Origin of the sequence: Streptomyces sp. NPDC002566, from assembly GCF_042889585.1 — a bacterium.
Taxonomy (GTDB): domain Bacteria; phylum Actinomycetota; class Actinomycetes; order Streptomycetales; family Streptomycetaceae; genus Streptomyces.
Genome location: NZ_JBIARD010000004.1, coordinates 870,910 through 885,695, shown reverse-complemented (window position 1 = coordinate 885,695; position 14,786 = coordinate 870,910). Strand labels below are relative to the sequence as shown.

The 14,786-nt window shown below is 71.8% G+C and carries 16 protein-coding genes and 1 pseudogene; 10 read left to right on the top strand and 7 right to left on the bottom strand.

The genetic code is table 11. The features are described 5' to 3' along the window. Window positions 1-119 precede the first annotated feature (119 nt). The 4 genes from ACFYXA_RS21210 (at window position 120) to ACFYXA_RS21195 (ending at window position 2,457) form a co-directional block, all read left to right on the top strand. Window positions 120-773 (top strand): UdgX family uracil-DNA binding protein, encoded by a 654-nt coding sequence (locus ACFYXA_RS21210; RefSeq protein WP_389034935.1) that lies wholly within the window; start codon window positions 120-122, stop codon window positions 771-773. A 44-nt stretch (window positions 774-817) separates the two neighbouring features. After that, window positions 818-1,342 carry a GNAT family N-acetyltransferase gene (locus ACFYXA_RS21205; RefSeq protein WP_389034932.1) on the top strand — a complete coding sequence of 175 codons (525 nt, stop codon included), beginning with the start codon at window positions 818-820 and terminating at the stop codon, window positions 1,340-1,342. Between the two features lie 106 nt (window positions 1,343-1,448). Next, window positions 1,449-1,748 carry a DUF4229 domain-containing protein gene (locus tag ACFYXA_RS21200; RefSeq protein WP_351094704.1) on the top strand — a complete coding sequence of 100 codons (300 nt, stop codon included), beginning with the start codon at window positions 1,449-1,451 and terminating at the stop codon, window positions 1,746-1,748. Between the two features lie 64 nt (window positions 1,749-1,812). Continuing rightward, window positions 1,813-2,457 (top strand): TetR/AcrR family transcriptional regulator, encoded by a 645-nt coding sequence (locus tag ACFYXA_RS21195; protein ID WP_352245192.1) that lies wholly within the window; start codon window positions 1,813-1,815, stop codon window positions 2,455-2,457. A gap of 9 nt (window positions 2,458-2,466) precedes the next feature. Here the strand turns inward: ACFYXA_RS21195 and ACFYXA_RS21190 are convergent, their stop codons facing one another. After that, on the bottom strand, window positions 2,467-3,342 hold the full coding sequence (locus ACFYXA_RS21190) for a MaoC/PaaZ C-terminal domain-containing protein (RefSeq protein WP_389034927.1): 876 nt from the start codon (window positions 3,340-3,342) through the stop codon (window positions 2,467-2,469). Next, on the bottom strand, window positions 3,342-4,658 hold the full coding sequence (locus tag ACFYXA_RS21185; protein WP_389035124.1) for a 3-oxoacyl-ACP reductase: 1,317 nt from the start codon (window positions 4,656-4,658) through the stop codon (window positions 3,342-3,344). Before ACFYXA_RS21185 ends, ACFYXA_RS21190 begins: the two co-directional genes overlap by 1 nt. 106 nt (window positions 4,659-4,764) lie before the next feature. Between ACFYXA_RS21185 and ACFYXA_RS21180 the strand changes: the two genes are divergently transcribed. Next, on the top strand, window positions 4,765-6,057 hold the full coding sequence (locus ACFYXA_RS21180) for an acetyl-CoA C-acetyltransferase (protein ID WP_389034923.1): 1,293 nt from the start codon (window positions 4,765-4,767) through the stop codon (window positions 6,055-6,057). 205 nt (window positions 6,058-6,262) lie between these two features. After that, window positions 6,263-8,194 carry an AMP-dependent synthetase/ligase gene (locus ACFYXA_RS21175; protein WP_389034920.1) on the top strand — a complete coding sequence of 644 codons (1,932 nt, stop codon included), beginning with the start codon at window positions 6,263-6,265 and terminating at the stop codon, window positions 8,192-8,194. On the opposite strand, the gene ACFYXA_RS21170 is transcribed toward ACFYXA_RS21175, so the two are convergent. Then, complete coding sequence (locus tag ACFYXA_RS21170) at window positions 8,187-8,366, bottom strand: DUF397 domain-containing protein (RefSeq protein WP_389034917.1); 180 nt, start codon at window positions 8,364-8,366, stop codon at window positions 8,187-8,189. The genes ACFYXA_RS21175 and ACFYXA_RS21170 overlap by 8 nt on opposite strands. After that, window positions 8,363-9,227: pseudogene (locus tag ACFYXA_RS21165) on the bottom strand (helix-turn-helix domain-containing protein). The gene ACFYXA_RS21170 and the pseudogene ACFYXA_RS21165 overlap by 4 nt, the downstream one beginning before the upstream one ends. 134 nt (window positions 9,228-9,361) lie before the next feature. Between ACFYXA_RS21165 and ACFYXA_RS21160 the strand changes: the two are divergent. Continuing rightward, entirely contained in the window at window positions 9,362-9,835 is a 474-nt protein-coding gene (locus ACFYXA_RS21160; protein WP_389034914.1) for an ATP-binding protein, read from the top strand. Here the strand turns inward: ACFYXA_RS21160 and ACFYXA_RS21155 are convergent. After that, complete coding sequence (locus ACFYXA_RS21155; protein WP_389034911.1) at window positions 9,783-10,700, bottom strand: LysR family transcriptional regulator; 918 nt, start codon at window positions 10,698-10,700, stop codon at window positions 9,783-9,785. The genes ACFYXA_RS21160 and ACFYXA_RS21155 overlap by 53 nt on opposite strands. Window positions 10,701-10,883: 183 nt before the next feature. Between ACFYXA_RS21155 and ACFYXA_RS21150 the strand changes: the two genes are divergently transcribed. Continuing rightward, window positions 10,884-11,435: a DUF6817 domain-containing protein gene (locus ACFYXA_RS21150; RefSeq protein ID WP_389034908.1), complete on the top strand. Its 552-nt coding sequence runs from the start codon at window positions 10,884-10,886 to the stop codon at window positions 11,433-11,435. Window positions 11,436-11,449: 14 nt separating this feature from the next. Here ACFYXA_RS21150 and ACFYXA_RS21145 read toward each other — a convergent pair whose 3' ends face one another. Beyond that, window positions 11,450-12,100, bottom strand: a complete 651-nt coding sequence (locus ACFYXA_RS21145) for a class I SAM-dependent methyltransferase (RefSeq protein ID WP_389034905.1) — start codon at window positions 12,098-12,100, stop codon at window positions 11,450-11,452. Between the two features lie 505 nt (window positions 12,101-12,605). Further along, the gene (locus ACFYXA_RS21140) at window positions 12,606-12,809 is read right to left on the bottom strand and encodes a cold-shock protein (RefSeq protein ID WP_003974443.1); all 204 of its coding nucleotides are present in this window, start codon (window positions 12,807-12,809) and stop codon (window positions 12,606-12,608) included. A gap of 286 nt (window positions 12,810-13,095) precedes the next feature. Between ACFYXA_RS21140 and ACFYXA_RS21135 the strand changes: the two genes are divergently transcribed. Both ACFYXA_RS21135 and ACFYXA_RS21130 read left to right on the top strand, forming a co-directional pair. Continuing rightward, the gene (locus ACFYXA_RS21135; protein ID WP_389034900.1) at window positions 13,096-13,944 is read left to right on the top strand and encodes a menaquinone biosynthetic enzyme MqnA/MqnD family protein; all 849 of its coding nucleotides are present in this window, start codon (window positions 13,096-13,098) and stop codon (window positions 13,942-13,944) included. 193 nt (window positions 13,945-14,137) lie between these two features. Then, window positions 14,138-14,590 carry a hypothetical protein gene (locus tag ACFYXA_RS21130; protein ID WP_389034896.1) on the top strand — a complete coding sequence of 151 codons (453 nt, stop codon included), beginning with the start codon at window positions 14,138-14,140 and terminating at the stop codon, window positions 14,588-14,590. Window positions 14,591-14,786 lie beyond the last annotated feature (196 nt).

Sequence of the window (14,786 nt, the reverse complement as noted above, 5' to 3'; positions counted from 1 at the left end):
TGAGGACGAGGCCCGTTCAGGGCCGACAGCGGGGGGCTGGGGGCGGCAGCCCCCGGGGTGGGACGGGAAAGGGCGGCGGGGGCGAGGAACACTCGCACCGAACGGGGTACCCGTCCCGCATGGCCGGCACGAAGGCTCCCGAGGACGCGTACACCGCCGCCCCCTTCGTCCCGAAGACACCGACAGGCCTCGCCCCCCTCAGCGAGGCCGCCGCCCACTGCAGAGGCTGCCCCCTGCACCACGCGGCCACCCAGACAGTCTTCGGCGCGGGCAACGAGCAGGCCCGCCTCATGCTCGTGGGCGAACAGCCCGGCGACCAGGAGGACCGTCAGGGCAAACCCTTCGTGGGCCCAGCCGGCAAGCTCCTCGACCGGGCCCTCGCCGACGCCGGCCTGAACCCCGCCGACGCGTACGTCACCAACGCCGTCAAGCACTTCAAGTTCACCCAGGCCGAACCCCGCAAGCGCCGCATCCACAAGGCGCCGACCCTCAGGGAGGCGGCGGCCTGCGCCCCCTGGCTGGCGGCCGAGCTGGCGATCGTGGAGCCCGAGCTGATCGTGGTGCTGGGGGCGACCGCCGGGAAGGCGCTGCTCGGCTCCTCGTTCAAGGTCACCGAGGCGCGCGGAACGCTCCTGGAGCGGGAGATCCACGGCCGCCCCGAGCGCCTGCTCCCCACCGTGCACCCCTCCTCCGTCCTGCGGGCCGACGACCGCGAGGCCGCCTACCGGGGCTTGGTCGCCGATCTGAGGACGGCGGCCCGCGCACTGTCGTGAGCATCACGGTGATTCCAGGCATCAGTAAGGGCTAAAGTTGCTCCGTGCCGCTTACCTTCACCCTCGATCCCGCCGTCACGCCCGACCTGCGCGACGGCGTCCTGGACCTCTGGACGGACGTCAGCAACGCCGGCGGAGCCGTCGGCTTCGTCGCGCCGGTCTCCCGGGAGGCGATCCGGCCCGAGCTGGTGCGGGCCCTCGCACAGATCGCCGAGGGCCGCACCCGCCTGCTCGTCGGGCACGACGAGAGCGGCCGGGTCGCGGCGACCGCGTTCATCACCTTCAACACCCACCGGCTGATGACGCACTGGGTGTGGCTCTACACGGTGATGGTGCACCCGCGGCACCAGGGCAAGGGCCACGGCCGTGACCTGCTCGCCGCCGCCGCGGAGGCGGCCCGCGGCTTCGACGGCGTCGAGGCGATACGGCTGTCCTGCCGGGGCGGCCTCGGCCTGGAGGACTTCTACGCCTCCTGCGGGTACAAGGAGGTCGGCCGCGTCCCCGGCGCGATCAGGGTGGCGCCCGGCGACGACCGGGACGACATCACGCTGCTGTTGCCCCTGACCTGACCGGCCCCGCAACCCCCGTGCAAGATCGGTCCCCCGGCGTGCTTCACTGGACAACGGACCCATATCCGACGGACCCACGTCCGACCGACCGGAAGACTGGATTGAGATGCTCCGCTACACGTTGATGCGCCTCGGTGTGTTCGCAGGCTGCCTCGTGGCCGTCTGGGGTCTCGTCTACTTCGGTGTGGTTCCGCGCGGCCTCGGCCAGTCCAACGGCATGTGGATCATCCTGCTCGCGCTGGTGATCTCCGCGCCGCTCAGCTTCGTCCTGCTGCGCAAGGAGCGCGACCGCGCCTCGGAGACGGTCGTGCGCCGGGTGGACCGGATGAAGGCCAACCTGGAGGCCAACCGCTCCCAGGAGGACGAGGCCGCCGACTCCGCCCGCCCGCAGGGGCAGACCTCGTAGCCGGACAGGCCCACGGGCCGGCGTACGGAAGTCCACCGCGCCGCCCCCCAACTAGGCTTGCCCCATGGGTGCCGTGAAGACCAAGCGGATGCCACGCGCCGTCCGTGAGCAGCAGATGCTGGACGCCGCCGTGGAGATCTTCGGGCGACGGGGGTACATGGCCGCGTCGATGGACGAGATCGCCGAACTGGCGGGCGTGTCCAAGCCGTTGGTGTACCTGTACCTGAACTCCAAGGAAGACCTCTTCACCGCCTGTATCCGGCGCGAGGCGAAGGCGCTGGTGGACGCGGTGCGTTCCGGCGTCCGCACCGACCTGCCCGCCGACCGCCAGCTGTGGGACGGCCTGCTGGCCTTCTTCGCGCACACCGTCCGGTACCCGCACGCCTGGTCCGTGCTGCACCTCCAGGCCCGCACCCACGGTGAGCCGTTCGCGGCCGAGGTCGCCGCGATGCGCGCGGAGATCGTCGTCTTCGTGACCCATCTGATCGCCGTCGCCGCCCGTGAGGCGCACCGCGCGCCCGACCTCCCCGAGCAGGAGGTCGGCGGCCTCGCCGAGGCCCTGGTGGGGGCCGCCGAGTCGCTGGCCGCCTGGGCCAACGCCACCGAGGGCGGCACACCCCGGCAGGCGGCGGCGACGCTGATGAACTTCGCCTGGGCGGGCCTGGCCAACCTGATGGCGGGCCGCCCCTGGTCCCCGCCGGAGGCGTAGCCGGGCCCCTCAGCCGAGGGGCTCCACCCGCCCGCTCACGTGCAGCCGACCCTCGTCCCCCGGCCCGCGCAGCTCGAAGCGGGTGCCGTCCGCCGCGAAGGTCACCGTTCCCGGCAGCAGGACCGGTGCCCGGAAGCCGGCCCGCACCCGGACCGCCTCCGGGGTGCCGTGGGCGGCGAGGCAGCGGGCCGCGGTCCACATGCCGTGGGCGATGGCGCGCGGGAAGCCGAACAGGCGGGCGGTGAGGGGATGCAGGTGGATGGGGTTGCGGTCGCCCGAGGCGGCGCCGTAGCGGCGGCCCACGTCGGCGGCGAGCCGCCACTCGTCGAGCACGGGCAGCGGGGTCCGCGGGTCGTCTGCGGGAGACACCCCGTCCCCGGCGCCGGCCCCCGTCGAGGCCGCCCCCGGAGTGCGGTGCCGTGCGAGATAGGTGCTGTGGGACTCCCACACCAGCTCGCCGCCGTCCCGTGCCTCGGTCACGACGGTCGCCTCGGTGCCGCGTCGGTGCGGTGCCAACCGGTCGACGTGGACGGCGAGTTCGTAGCACCCGGCGACCGGCAGCGGGCGATGGCGGGTGATCTCGATCGACGTGTGGACCAGGCCGAGCAGCGGCAGTGGGAAGCGCCGGTCGCTCATCAGCCGCATGGCCAGCGGGAAGCCGAGGACGTGCGGATAGGTGACCGGCAGCGTGTCCTCGCCCGCGCCGAAGCCGCACACCCGCTCGTACGCGGTCAGCCGCGCCTGGTCGATCCGCAGCCGGGGCAGGACGAGACGGACGCGCGGAGGGCCGGCGTCGGGGCGCGGCCGCTTGAACGGGGAGAGCAGCGCGCCCCGGGCGAGGAGCGGCGTGAGGGCGGGCGGCGCCGACAGGGGGACGGTCGTCATCACGCCCCCAGCAGGCTCTGCCCGCACACGCGCACGACCTGCCCGTTGACCGCGCCGGAGGCGGGATGGGCCAGCCAGGCGGTGGTCTCGGCGACGTCGACGGGCAGCCCGCCCTGGGCGAGGGAGTTCATACGGCGGCCCGCCTCGCGGATGAACAACGGCACCGCGGCGGTCATCTTCGTCTCGATGAAGCCCGGCGCGACCGCGTTCACCGTCACCCCGTGCTCGGCGAGGGCGCGCGGCGCGAGGGCGCGGACGAGCCCGGCGACGCCCGCCTTGCTCGCGCCGTAGTTGGTCTGGCCCGCGTTGCCCGCGAGCCCGGCGATGGACGCGGTGGCCACGATCCGCCCGCCGGGTCTCAACGCGCCCTTGGCGAACAGCGCGTCGGTGGTCCGCAGCACGCTCGCGAGGTTGACGTCGAGCACCGAACTCCAGCGCTCGGCGGACATGTTGACCAGCCGGCGGTCCCGGGTGACGCCCGCGTTGTGGATCAGCACGTCGATCCCGTCGGGGACGCCGGCGGCGATGCGCTCGCCGGCGTCGGCGGCCGTGATGTCGAGGGGGAGCGCGCCCGCGCCGCCGCCGAGGCGGGCGGCGAGGTCGCGGGCGTCCCGTTCCGCCGCCGGGACGTCCAGGACGACGACCCGTGCGCCGTCCCGGGCGAGCGTCTCGGCGACGGCCGCGCCGATCCCGCGGGCGGCGCCGGTGACGAGGGCGGTACGGCCGGCGAGGGGGCGGCTCCAGTCGTCGGGGACGGCGACCGCGCCCGCGCCCACGCCGATCACCTGGCCGCTGACGTAGGCCGACCTGGGGGAGAGGAGGAACCTCAGCGTGGACTCGGCGGCGGCCGCGTCGGCGAGCCGGACCAGGTTCACGGTCCTGCCCCGGCCGATCTCCTTGCCGAGCGAGCGCGTGAAGCCCTCCAGCGCCTGCTGCACGGCGGCCTGGTGGTGGTCCCCGGGGTCGAGGGGCGCGCCCAGCAGCACGATCCGCCCGCTCGCCGCGACCGACCGCACGACCGGGTGCAGGGCCGCGTGCACCTCGGCGAGGGTGTCGACGTCCCGGACGCCGGTCGCGTCGAGGACGACGGCCGCGAGGGGCGAGGAGGCCGAGGAGCCGGACGGCAGCCCCGTCCGGGCGAGTACGGGCGCGAGGTCGAGCGCCGACGCCCCGGCGGTGAGGTGGAGCAAGTCTCCGTCCAGCGAGGGGTGTTCGGCGCTCCAGCGCCTGAGCGCGGCCGGCTGCGGCAGCCCGAGCCGTCGGGTGAGGAAGCGGCCGGGCGCGGTGGCGGTGAGGCTCAGATAGCGGTCGGCCACGTTCGACTCCTGGCGATTGCGGGGCATGACGACAGTGACTCCGGTCCTTACTCTGAAGTAAGGTTACCGCCGGTAAGCTTATGTCACCGTTGAGGAGCAGGTCGAGATGATCCCCGTGAACCGGCAGCAGCGGGCCGTCCGCCGCGTCGCGATCGTCGGCGGCAGCCGGATCCCGTTCGCCCGCTCCGACGGCCCCTACGCCACCGCCTCCAACCAGGAGATGCTGACGGCGGCGGTGGACGGCCTGGCCAAGCGGTACGGGCTCGACGTGCCCGGCGTCGTGGGCGAACTGGTCGCCGGCGCCGTCCTCAAACACAGCCGCGACTTCAACCTGGCCCGCGAGACCGTCCTCGGCTCGAAACTGGACCCGCGCACCCCGGCGTACGACATCCAGCAGGCCTGCGGCACCGGGCTCCAGGCGGTCGTCGCCGCCGCCAACAAGATCGCCCTCGGGCAGACCGAGTCCGCGGTCGCGGGCGGCGCCGACACCGCGAGCGACGCCCCGCTCGGCGTCAACGACCGGCTGCGCCGCATCCTCCTCGAAGCCCGCCGCACCAAGACCGCCGGCGCCCGCCTCAAGGCCCTCGCCCAGGTGCGCCCCGCCCATCTGATCCCCGACATCCCGCGCAACGCCGAGCCGCGCACCCGGCTGTCCATGGGCGAGCACGCGGCGGTCACCGCCCGCGCCTGGGGCGTCGGCCGCGCGGCGCAGGACGAGCTGGCCGCGACCAGCCACCGACGGCTGGCGGCCGCCTACGACGACGGCTTCTTCCAGGACCTGGTCGTCCCCTTCCGGGGCCTCGACCGCGACCAGAACCTGCGCCCCGACTCGACCGTCGAGCAACTGGCCCGCCTGAAGCCGGTGTTCGGCCTCGACGCGCCCGACCCGACGATGACGGCGGGCAACTCCACCCCGCTGACCGACGGCGCGGCCGTGGTCCTGCTGGCCTCCGAGGAGTGGGCCGACGCGCGCGGCCTGGAACCGCTGGCCTACCTGACCGCGTACGAGACGGCCGCGGTGGACTTCGTGCACGGGGACGTCGCCGGCGGCGAGGACGGCCTGCTGATGGCGCCCGCGTACGCGGTGCCGCGCATGCTGGAGCGGGCCGGCCTCGGCACCGAGGACTTCGACCTGGTCGAGATCCACGAGGCGTTCGCCTCCCAGGTGCTGGCGACGCTGGCGGCCTGGGAGAAGCGCGGGCTCGCCCCGGTCGACCGGGACCGCCTGAACGCGGCCGGCTCCTCTCTCGCCACCGGCCACCCCTTCGCCGCGACGGGCGCCCGCATCGTGGCCACCCTCGCCAAGCTGCTCGCGGAGCGCGAGGGGCCGTCGAGGGGCCTGATCTCGATCTGCGCTGCCGGCGGCCAGGGCGTCACGGCGATCCTGGAACGCCCGTGACCCAGGTGGGCGTTCGAGGCTGCACAGCCTGACCCCCGGACCACCTCCGAACCCGCACACACCCCCCACGCGAGCGTCGTACGATCCCCTACCCAACCGGCGGTAACCCCGGCACTCGGGGCCAACCGGTGAACGCCTCCACACGCGAGGCACGTACCTCATGCAGCAAGCAGTCATGTGCCGCTGCACGCCCAGGGAGCTGCCCGTGTCCACCCCGTACCCCGAGCCCGCCCCGGACTACGCCGACCCCGACGCTCCTCCCGTGCTGGTGGAGCCGGAGACGCGCCGCCTGGACGGCGCGGTGCGGGAGGCGTCCGTGCCGGCGTTCGCGCGCCCGGTGACCTACGGCTCGCTCGCCGACCTGCCCTTCGAGAACGCGGCCGCCGCCCCCGACGCGGTGGTCCTCAGCCGCAAGACGGCGGACGGCGAGTGGACGGATGTCACGGCGGAGCAGTTCGCCGCCCAAGTCCACTCCGTCGCCAAGGGGTTGATCGGCGAGGGCCTGATGCCCGGCGACCGGATCGCCATCATGGCCAGAACGACCTACGAGTGGACGCTGCTCGACTTCGCCGCCTGGGCGGCCGGACTGGTCACCGTGCCCGTCTACCCCACCTCCTCCGTCTTCCAGACCCGCTGGATCCTCCAGGACTCCGGCGCGGTCGCCCTCGTCACCGAGACCTTGGGCCAGGCGGCGGCCGTCGGCCCCGAACGCGACCGGCTGCCCGACCTCCAGCACATCTGGGTGATGGAGAAGGGGCACCTCGACCGGCTGGCGGAACTCGGCGACCAGCACACAGCCGACGCCGAAGTCGACATCCGCAGAGGCATGCTGGTGCCCGACACCCTCGCCACCCTCATCTACACCTCCGGCACCACCGGCCGCCCCAAGGGCTGCGCGCTGACCCACGGCAACTTCTTCGCCGAGGTCGACAACGCGATCGAACTCCTCTACCCCGTGTTCAAGTCGGACACCGAGGACATCTCCGTCCTGCTCTTCCTCCCCATGTCCCACGTCTTCGGCCGGATGGTCGCCATCGCCTGCGTCCGCGCCCGCGTCCGCCTCGGCCACGCCCCCAGCCTCAAAGCAGACCAACTCCTGCCGGATCTGGCCGCGTTCAGACCCACCTGTCTTCTCGCCATCCCCTACATGCTGGAGAAGATCTTCAACTCCGCCCGCGCGAAAGCCGAGTCGGGCGGCCGGGTCGGCGCGTTCGACCGCGCCGTCAACACCGCCATCCGCTACGGCGAGGCCGTCGAGGCCCACAAGACCGGTACCGGCAACGGCCCCGCCGCCACCGTGCGAGCCGCCCGCACCTTCTACGACCCGCTCGTCTACCGCCGACTGCGCAACGCCATGGGCGGCCGGGTCCGGCACGCCATCTGCGGCGGCTCCCCGCTGGGCCGCCGCCTCGCCGCGTTCTACCTGGGCGCGGGCATCGAGATCTACGAGGGCTACGGCCTGACCGAGACCACGGGCGCGACCACCGTCACGCCACCTCTCAAACCCCGTCTCGGCACGGTGGGTTGGCCGCTCCCCGGGACGAAGATCCGTATCGCGGCCGACGGTGAGATCCTCGTCGCCGGCGAGCACGTGCTGCGCGGCTACTGGGACCCGGCGGCCGGCGGAGTCGTCCCCGCCACCCACGACGGTTGGCTCGCCACCGGCGACATAGGGGAGCTCGACGACGAGGGCTATCTGACGATCACCGGCCGCAAGAAGGAGATGATCATCACCGCGGGCGGCAAGAGCGTCGCCCCGGCTCCGCTGGAGAACTGGCTGCGCTCGCACCCCCTGATCTCCCAGTGCATCGTCCTCGGCGACGCCCGCCCGTACGTATCCGCGCTGATCACGCTCGACGTGGACGGCCTCACCCACTGGCGCCAGATGAACGGCAAGCACCCCGTCCCGCCGGAGCTGCTGATCGGCGACGAGGAGCTCAACGGCGTGCTCCAGCGGGCGGTCGACGAGGCCAACAAGCTCGTCTCCCGCCCGGAGTCGATCCGCCGTTTCGCCGTACTGCCCCGCGACTTCACCGAGGCGGACGGTCACCTCACCCCGTCGATGAAGCTGCGGCGCGAGGCGATCCTGCGGGACTTCGCGAAGGAGGTGGAGGGGCTCTACCCGGAGGTCACTTGAGCGCGGAGGTGAACGCGGCCCAGGTGGCGGGGGAGAGGTCCAGCACGGGACCGGAGGGGTCTTTGGAGTCGCGGATGTGGATGGTGGTGGGGCAGGTGGCTACCTCGAGGCATTCGCCGCCTTCGCCACTGCTGTAGCTGGACTTGAACCAGGTGAGTTCCCTGTCGCTCATAGCTCCACCAGCTTCTTCTCGATCAACATGCGCGTCTCCCGGGGGGGAGAGAGCCATCGCTCGCATGATCCCATAGCGGTCGGCGATCTTACGGACATCCTCCGGGTCGGTGATCAGCCTTGGGAAGCCCTGGGCTTCCGTGTACGCCACCTGTGCATGCTTCTTGGGCGTCAGCAGGTTGAACGCACTGTCCAGGTTCGGATGCTCCTCAAGCCGAGTGGGCATCACCTGAAGTGCCACGTTCCGCATGTTGCTGACCCGCAGCAGGTTCTGCAGCTGGGCTTTGAAGACGGAGGGTCCGCCGATCGGACGGTCCATCAGGACCTCTTCGATCACGTAGCTCACGATGGGAGCGGGCCAGCGCTCGAAGACCTGCTGCCGGGACAGCCGGTCGGTGACCCGCTTGTCGATCGTCTCCTTGCTCAACAGGGGCCGCCGCTGCCGGAAGACGGTGAGCGCGTACTCCTCCGTCTGCAACAACCCCGGCATGGCCTGGTTGGCATAGAAGTGCAGCTCGACGGCCTCCGCCTCGAGCGCGGCGTACCCCCGGTACCACTCCGGATGCCGAGTCCGAACGCGCCCCATGGCCTCCCGCACCTCAGGGATCGCGTCCTTCAGCATGCCGCCGGCGTCCAGCAGCACGTCGGCCTGCTCCAGCACCTCGGGGCGGATGAGCCGTACGCCGCGCTCCATCGCGGAGATGGCGTCCGGGCCGTACCCCACCAGTTGCCCGAACTCCTTCTGCGTCAGCCCCTTACGCTCGCGGAGCCGTTTCAGCATCTTGCCCAACGCTGTGAACAGCCCCGTCGTCCCGTCGGCCTCCGCCGGGGTCTCCGGCCTGCGCTCCCGTTCGTCCGTCATGGCACTGCACCGCCCTCACGTCGCTGATGTCACTGTCGACAGCACGTACGCCTCCTCCAGCGCATCCGTACGGCTACGGAGAGTCGCCAGGTCGCCCCTGGTCAGAGTAGAGACAACCGGCCACGCTCGGTGAGGTGAACTCCGAAAATTCCACCCGGATCCCGACCCCCCTCGGCGAGCTGGCCCTGCGGCTGAGCGCGACGCCCCGGGGCGCACGCCTGGCGCGGAGACTGACCGCGCAACAGCTCGACGCGTGGGGCTACCCGCACGACGGGGAGGTGAGCGACACCGCGCAGCACGTCGTCGCGGAGCTGGCGGCCAACGCCGTCACGCACGGACGGGTGCCGGGACGGGACTTCGAGCTGCGTCTGCTGCTGCTCCCGGAGGGCCTGCTGCGGATCGAGGTGAGCGACGCGCGGGGGGACAGGGGGCTGCGGATCGTGACGGAGGCGGACGCGGAGGGCGGGCGGGGGCTGGTCCTCGTCACCGTGCTGGCCACGACGTGGGGCGTCGCGGAGCGGGAGGTGGGCAAGACGGTGTGGGCCGAGCTGGCGCTCAGTCCGCCGCACCGGGAGACGCCGAGGCCGTCCGTCCGCGCTGCTCGATGACGAGGTCGGCGAAGGCCCGCGCCGGCGGGCTCAGCGCGTCCCAGCGGCGCACGGCCCAGCCGACGGGGAGGGGCCGCAGCGCGGGGACGGGGATCAGGCGCAGGGCGCCGTCGGCGGGCTGGGACAGGCCCGGCAGGGCGGGGACGACCGCGCGGCCCACGCCCAGCTCGGCGAGGAGCAGCGCGGTGTCCCAGTCGGCGACACCGGTGTCGTAGGAGAAGCGGACGCCCAACCGGGCGCAGGAGGCGTCGAGATGGGCGGCGGAGGCGGAGTTCGGGGGCAGCCGGATCAGCCGTACGTCGCGCAGGTCGGCGACGTCGACGTGGGGGAGGCCGGCGAGCGGGTCGTCGGCGGGTACGGCGAGCATCCAGGGGAGGTCGACGACCCGCCGCTGCTCGATGCCGCGCACCGGAGGGCCGAGGGTGATCCAGGCGAGGTCGAGTGTGCCGTCGGCGAGCGCGTCGAAGGAGCCGCGGCCCGAACTCACCGTACGGAACTCCAGGTTGACGCCGGGATGGGCGCGGCGGTACGCGACGAGGGCGTCGGACATGAAGTGCCGTACGGTCGTCGCGCCGGTGGCGACGCGGACGTACCCGCTGACGCCGTCGGACAGGTCGCGCACCTGCCGCAGCGCCAGACCGAGTCCGGCGATGCCCTCCGCGGCGGCGGCCTCGAGTATCCGGCCGGCCTGCGTGGGCACGACTCCGCGCGGCCGGCGTTCCAGCAGGCCCACGCCCGTCTCCCGTTCGAGGCGCTTGACGTGCTGGCTCACGGCCGACTGCGTGCACCCCAGTTCCCGCGCGACCGCGCTCAGGCTGCCCGCCCGGCACACGGCCACGAACACCCGCAGATCCTCCAGCGTCATGAGGGCCAAGCTTAGACTTGGGGATGGCTACAAATCCTTAGGATTGACTGAGCAGTTGGGGCCGTACGACGATCTCCCCGGGGCCCTGGGCGGCAACCCGCTCCGCACCCCCGTGGACGTCCGGACGCCAGGAGGGGGGAGCGGGTGCCGACCCTCGTCGCCCGGAGGAAGGGGGCCGCTGCCATGACCGAAGCCGTGTCTGTCGAGGGAGCCGAGGCGCTGCTGCGGGATCTGGGCGCGGGCGCGCTGGCGCACCCGGGTGGCACGCTCCTCGCCCATGTGCGCCGCGTACGCTCCCGGCTCGCCGCGTGGGAGGCGCGCCCGGCGCTGCAGACCGCCGGCCTCTGCCACGCCTTCTACGGCACCGACGGCTTCCCGGACGGTCTGCTCCCGCTGGAGCGCCGTTCCGAGCTCGCCCGGGTGATCGGGCGGGAGGCGGAGGCGATCGTATACCTGTACGCGAGCTGCGACCGCGGGGCGACGTACCCGGGCCTGGCCGGCCCGGCCCCCTGCTTCCACGACCGTTTCTCCGGCGTCCAGTGGACGCCCGCGCCCCGCACCCTGCGCGACTTCGCAGACCTCACCGCCGCCAACGAGCTCGACCTCGCCGCGCACGACCCGGAGTTCCGCGACCGGTGGGGCCCGGACCTGCTGGCGCTGTTCACCCGCCTCCGCCCGCTGCTGAGCCGTGCGGCGTGGGAGGACTGCCGCGAGATCCTGCCGAAGGCGGCGTGAGGCGGGAGGGCCCTTCACTCGCCCTGTGGCTTGCGGGCGATCAGATAGGCCTGCCGGACCTTCTCGCCGAAGGAGGGCTCAGGCTCCCGCACGGTCCACGAGCGCATCTCGAACCCGCCCGCGAGGAGCAACCCGGTCATCAGCTCGGGTTCCCGCCGCAGGAAGTCCAGCGCCACGGGGTGCCCCCAGGGCTGGTCGTGGCGCTGGACCTCGTCCCCGGCCTGGAAGGCGAGCAGCAGATGCCCGCCGGGGCGCAGGACCCGCAGGAACTCGGCGAAGAGCGCCGGCAGCTCCGGCTCGGGCGTGTGGATGGACGAGTACCAGGACACGACCCCGTCGACGGAGCCGTCCTCGTGCGGGAGGTCCGTCATCGACCCGAGCTCGAACGCGATCCCCGGATTCTCCCGCCGGGCGACGGCGAGCATCCCCTCCGAAAGGTCCACCCCGGACACCACCAGCCCGAGCGACCCGAGATACCGCGTGACTCGCCCCGGCCCACACCCCAGATCGACCACCACCCCACCCCGCCCGACGATCTCGGCAAACCCCCCGAGCACCGCCCGATCCATGGGCCGAGCCGGCTCCTCGGAGAAAACCTCGGCGTAATCACCGGCGACGGCGTCGTAGAAGGCACGGGTGTCGGAGAGAAAGTCGCGAGCGGTCATGAACTGCGAGGCTAGCGCGAGCGACTCAGCCCGTCCGGCGTTTGAGGACAGGCTGGGGGTGACTCAGCCCCTCCGGCACGGCTGGGGCAGACTCAGCCCCTCCGGCACGGCTGGGGCTGACTCAGCCCGTCCGGCATGGCTGGGGGTGACTCAGCCCGTCCGGCGTTTGAGGACGAGGCCCGTCCAGGGCCGAAGCGGGGGCCTGGGGGCGGCAGCCCCCAGGGACGGGATGGGAAGGGGCGGCGGGGGCGAAAAACACACCGAAGCGACACGCCCCCAACCCCCACCCGGGTGACCCCACAACAACCAGCACCCCCCCACCGCCCCCACACCCACCACCACCGCCCACCGACCAACCTCCGATCGGCGGCACCCAAACCACTCCCCCGAGTGAAGCCCCCCCCGCCCGAGCGCCACAGGCAAAGGCAGGAGCCCCACCGCCACAACAGTGGCGCGGGGCTCCTTGGGTACTGCTCTCAGACTTGCGATGTCACGGACGTGACGATCAGACGGGGGTGACGTTCTCCGCCTGCGGGCCCTTCGGACCCTGAGTCACGTCGAAGGAGACCTGCTGGTTCTCCTCCAGGGAACGGAAGCCCTGCGCGTTGATCGCGGAGTAGTGGACGAAGACGTCGGGGCCGCCGCCTTCCTGGGCGATGAAGCCAAAGCCCTTTTCGGCGTTGAACCACTTCACGGTTCCGGTAGCCATAAGCCCTCCTTGGGCCCAAAGGGTTGCCCTGCTCCAGAACCTGCAAGTGTGAAAACAGTGCCGCACAACTGCATACGTCTGAAAACGACGAGAGCCCGCGGTTACATGCTCCGCAGGCTCTGTACTGCAAGGGAAACCAAACTGCAACTTGCGGCGAGCCTAGCACGCGGGCAGCCGAACGCAATAGAGGTCAAGATCACGTCACCCGAATGTTTGAACATCCGGAGAAGCGGTTGACCGAGGGGCCGGGGACAGGAGCGTACCGGACGGGGTCTAGTCTCGCGATGTGGACAATTCTCGCAACCGACCCCGCGTGGGCCACATCCAGTTCCTCAACTGCCTGCCCCTCTACTGGGGGCTCGCGAGAACCGGCACGCTCCTCGACTTCGAGCTGACCAAGGACACCCCCGAGAAGCTCAGCGAACAGCTGGTGAGCGGGGACCTGGACATCGGCCCCGTCACCCTCGTCGAGTTCCTGAAGAACGCCGACGACCTGGTCGCCTTCCCCGACATCGCCGTCGGCTGCGACGGCCCGGTGATGTCCTGCGTGATCGTCTCCAAGGTCCCCCTGGGGGAACTGGACGGCGCGCGCGTCGCCCTGGGCTCCACCTCACGCACCTCGGTGCGCCTGGCCCAGCTCCTCCTGTCGGACCGCTACGGCGTCCGCCCCGACTACTACACCTGCCCGCCGGACCTGAGCCTGATGATGCAGGAGGCGGAGGCCGCCGTCCTGATCGGCGACGCGGCCCTGCGAGCCAACCTCCTGGACGGCCCGACGTACGGCCTGGAGGTCCACGACCTCGGCGCGCTCTGGAAGGAGTGGACGGGCCTGCCGTTCGTCTTCGCGGTCTGGGCGGCCCGCCGCGACTACCTGGAACGCGAGCCGGTCATCACCCGCAAGGTCCACGAGGCCTTCCTCGCCTCCCGCAACCTCTCCCTGGAGGAGGTCACCAAGGTCGCCGAACAGGCAGCCCGCTGGGAGGCCTTCGACGAACGGGTCCTGGAGCAGTACTTCACCACCCTCGACTTCCGCTTCGGCCCCGCCCAACTCGCAGCGGTAACAGAATTCGCCCGCCGCGTCGGCCCCACAACAGGCTTCCCGGCAGACGTAAAGGTGGAACTGCTCCAGCCCTAGTCAAGGTCGCCACCCGCACCCGACGCCTGCGGCTTGACCACGCCGCGGACGTCGGTTCGCGCGCAGCACCTCGCGTAGGCCCAGCAGCCGCCCCCGCCCGGAGGTGGGCCTCCGCAGGACCGCTCTAAGCGAGTCCACCCAAACGCACCTGTGGTCACCATGTCGACTTCGCTGCTCATGCGAACATCGCCGCATGGCCACATCTCGCTCGTCGGTGTACGAGGCTCGATACTCCTGGACCCCTTTCCAGCTTGTCAGCGGCGCGTGGGTGAGGCGGCTCGTCGCCCTCCGGGTCGACGAACGAGGTGTCACCCTCGGAGGGGCACCCGCACGCCATGCACGTCAGACCGCATTCGTGCCGTGGTCCGACATCACAGCCGTGGTCCTCTGGGACCAGGCGACGGCGGCAATGACGCCCATGCGCTACGTGGGACTGCGCCGCCGCCCGGGCGCACCGGCGCTTCCAGGCCCGAACTCCTCGCTCAGTCCGGAACAGACGACTCGGCTCGCTTCCCACGTCGATCACGAACTTTTTCTGGCCAGCAGGCACATCAACCTGTGGACTCTCGACCGTGAACGTCTCGTGAATGCTTTGCAGGCGTTCGCTCCGAAGGTTTCGCTGGAGGAAGTGGGTCATCCCGGCTAGGTGGGCCAGTGGTCTCCGTCGAGCGCCACAGAGTGCCGGGCGAGCCTCGTGTTTCGATCCGACCTCCACGCGACGAGGCCCCCGCCGGGGCGGGCTAGGCTCGGTGTCCGGTCTTACCGTGGGGCACTGAAGGGGAGGGGGCACGTCTTGATGCGAGTGCGGGCGACCTTGATTCAAGAAGGAGTCGCACCTCAGG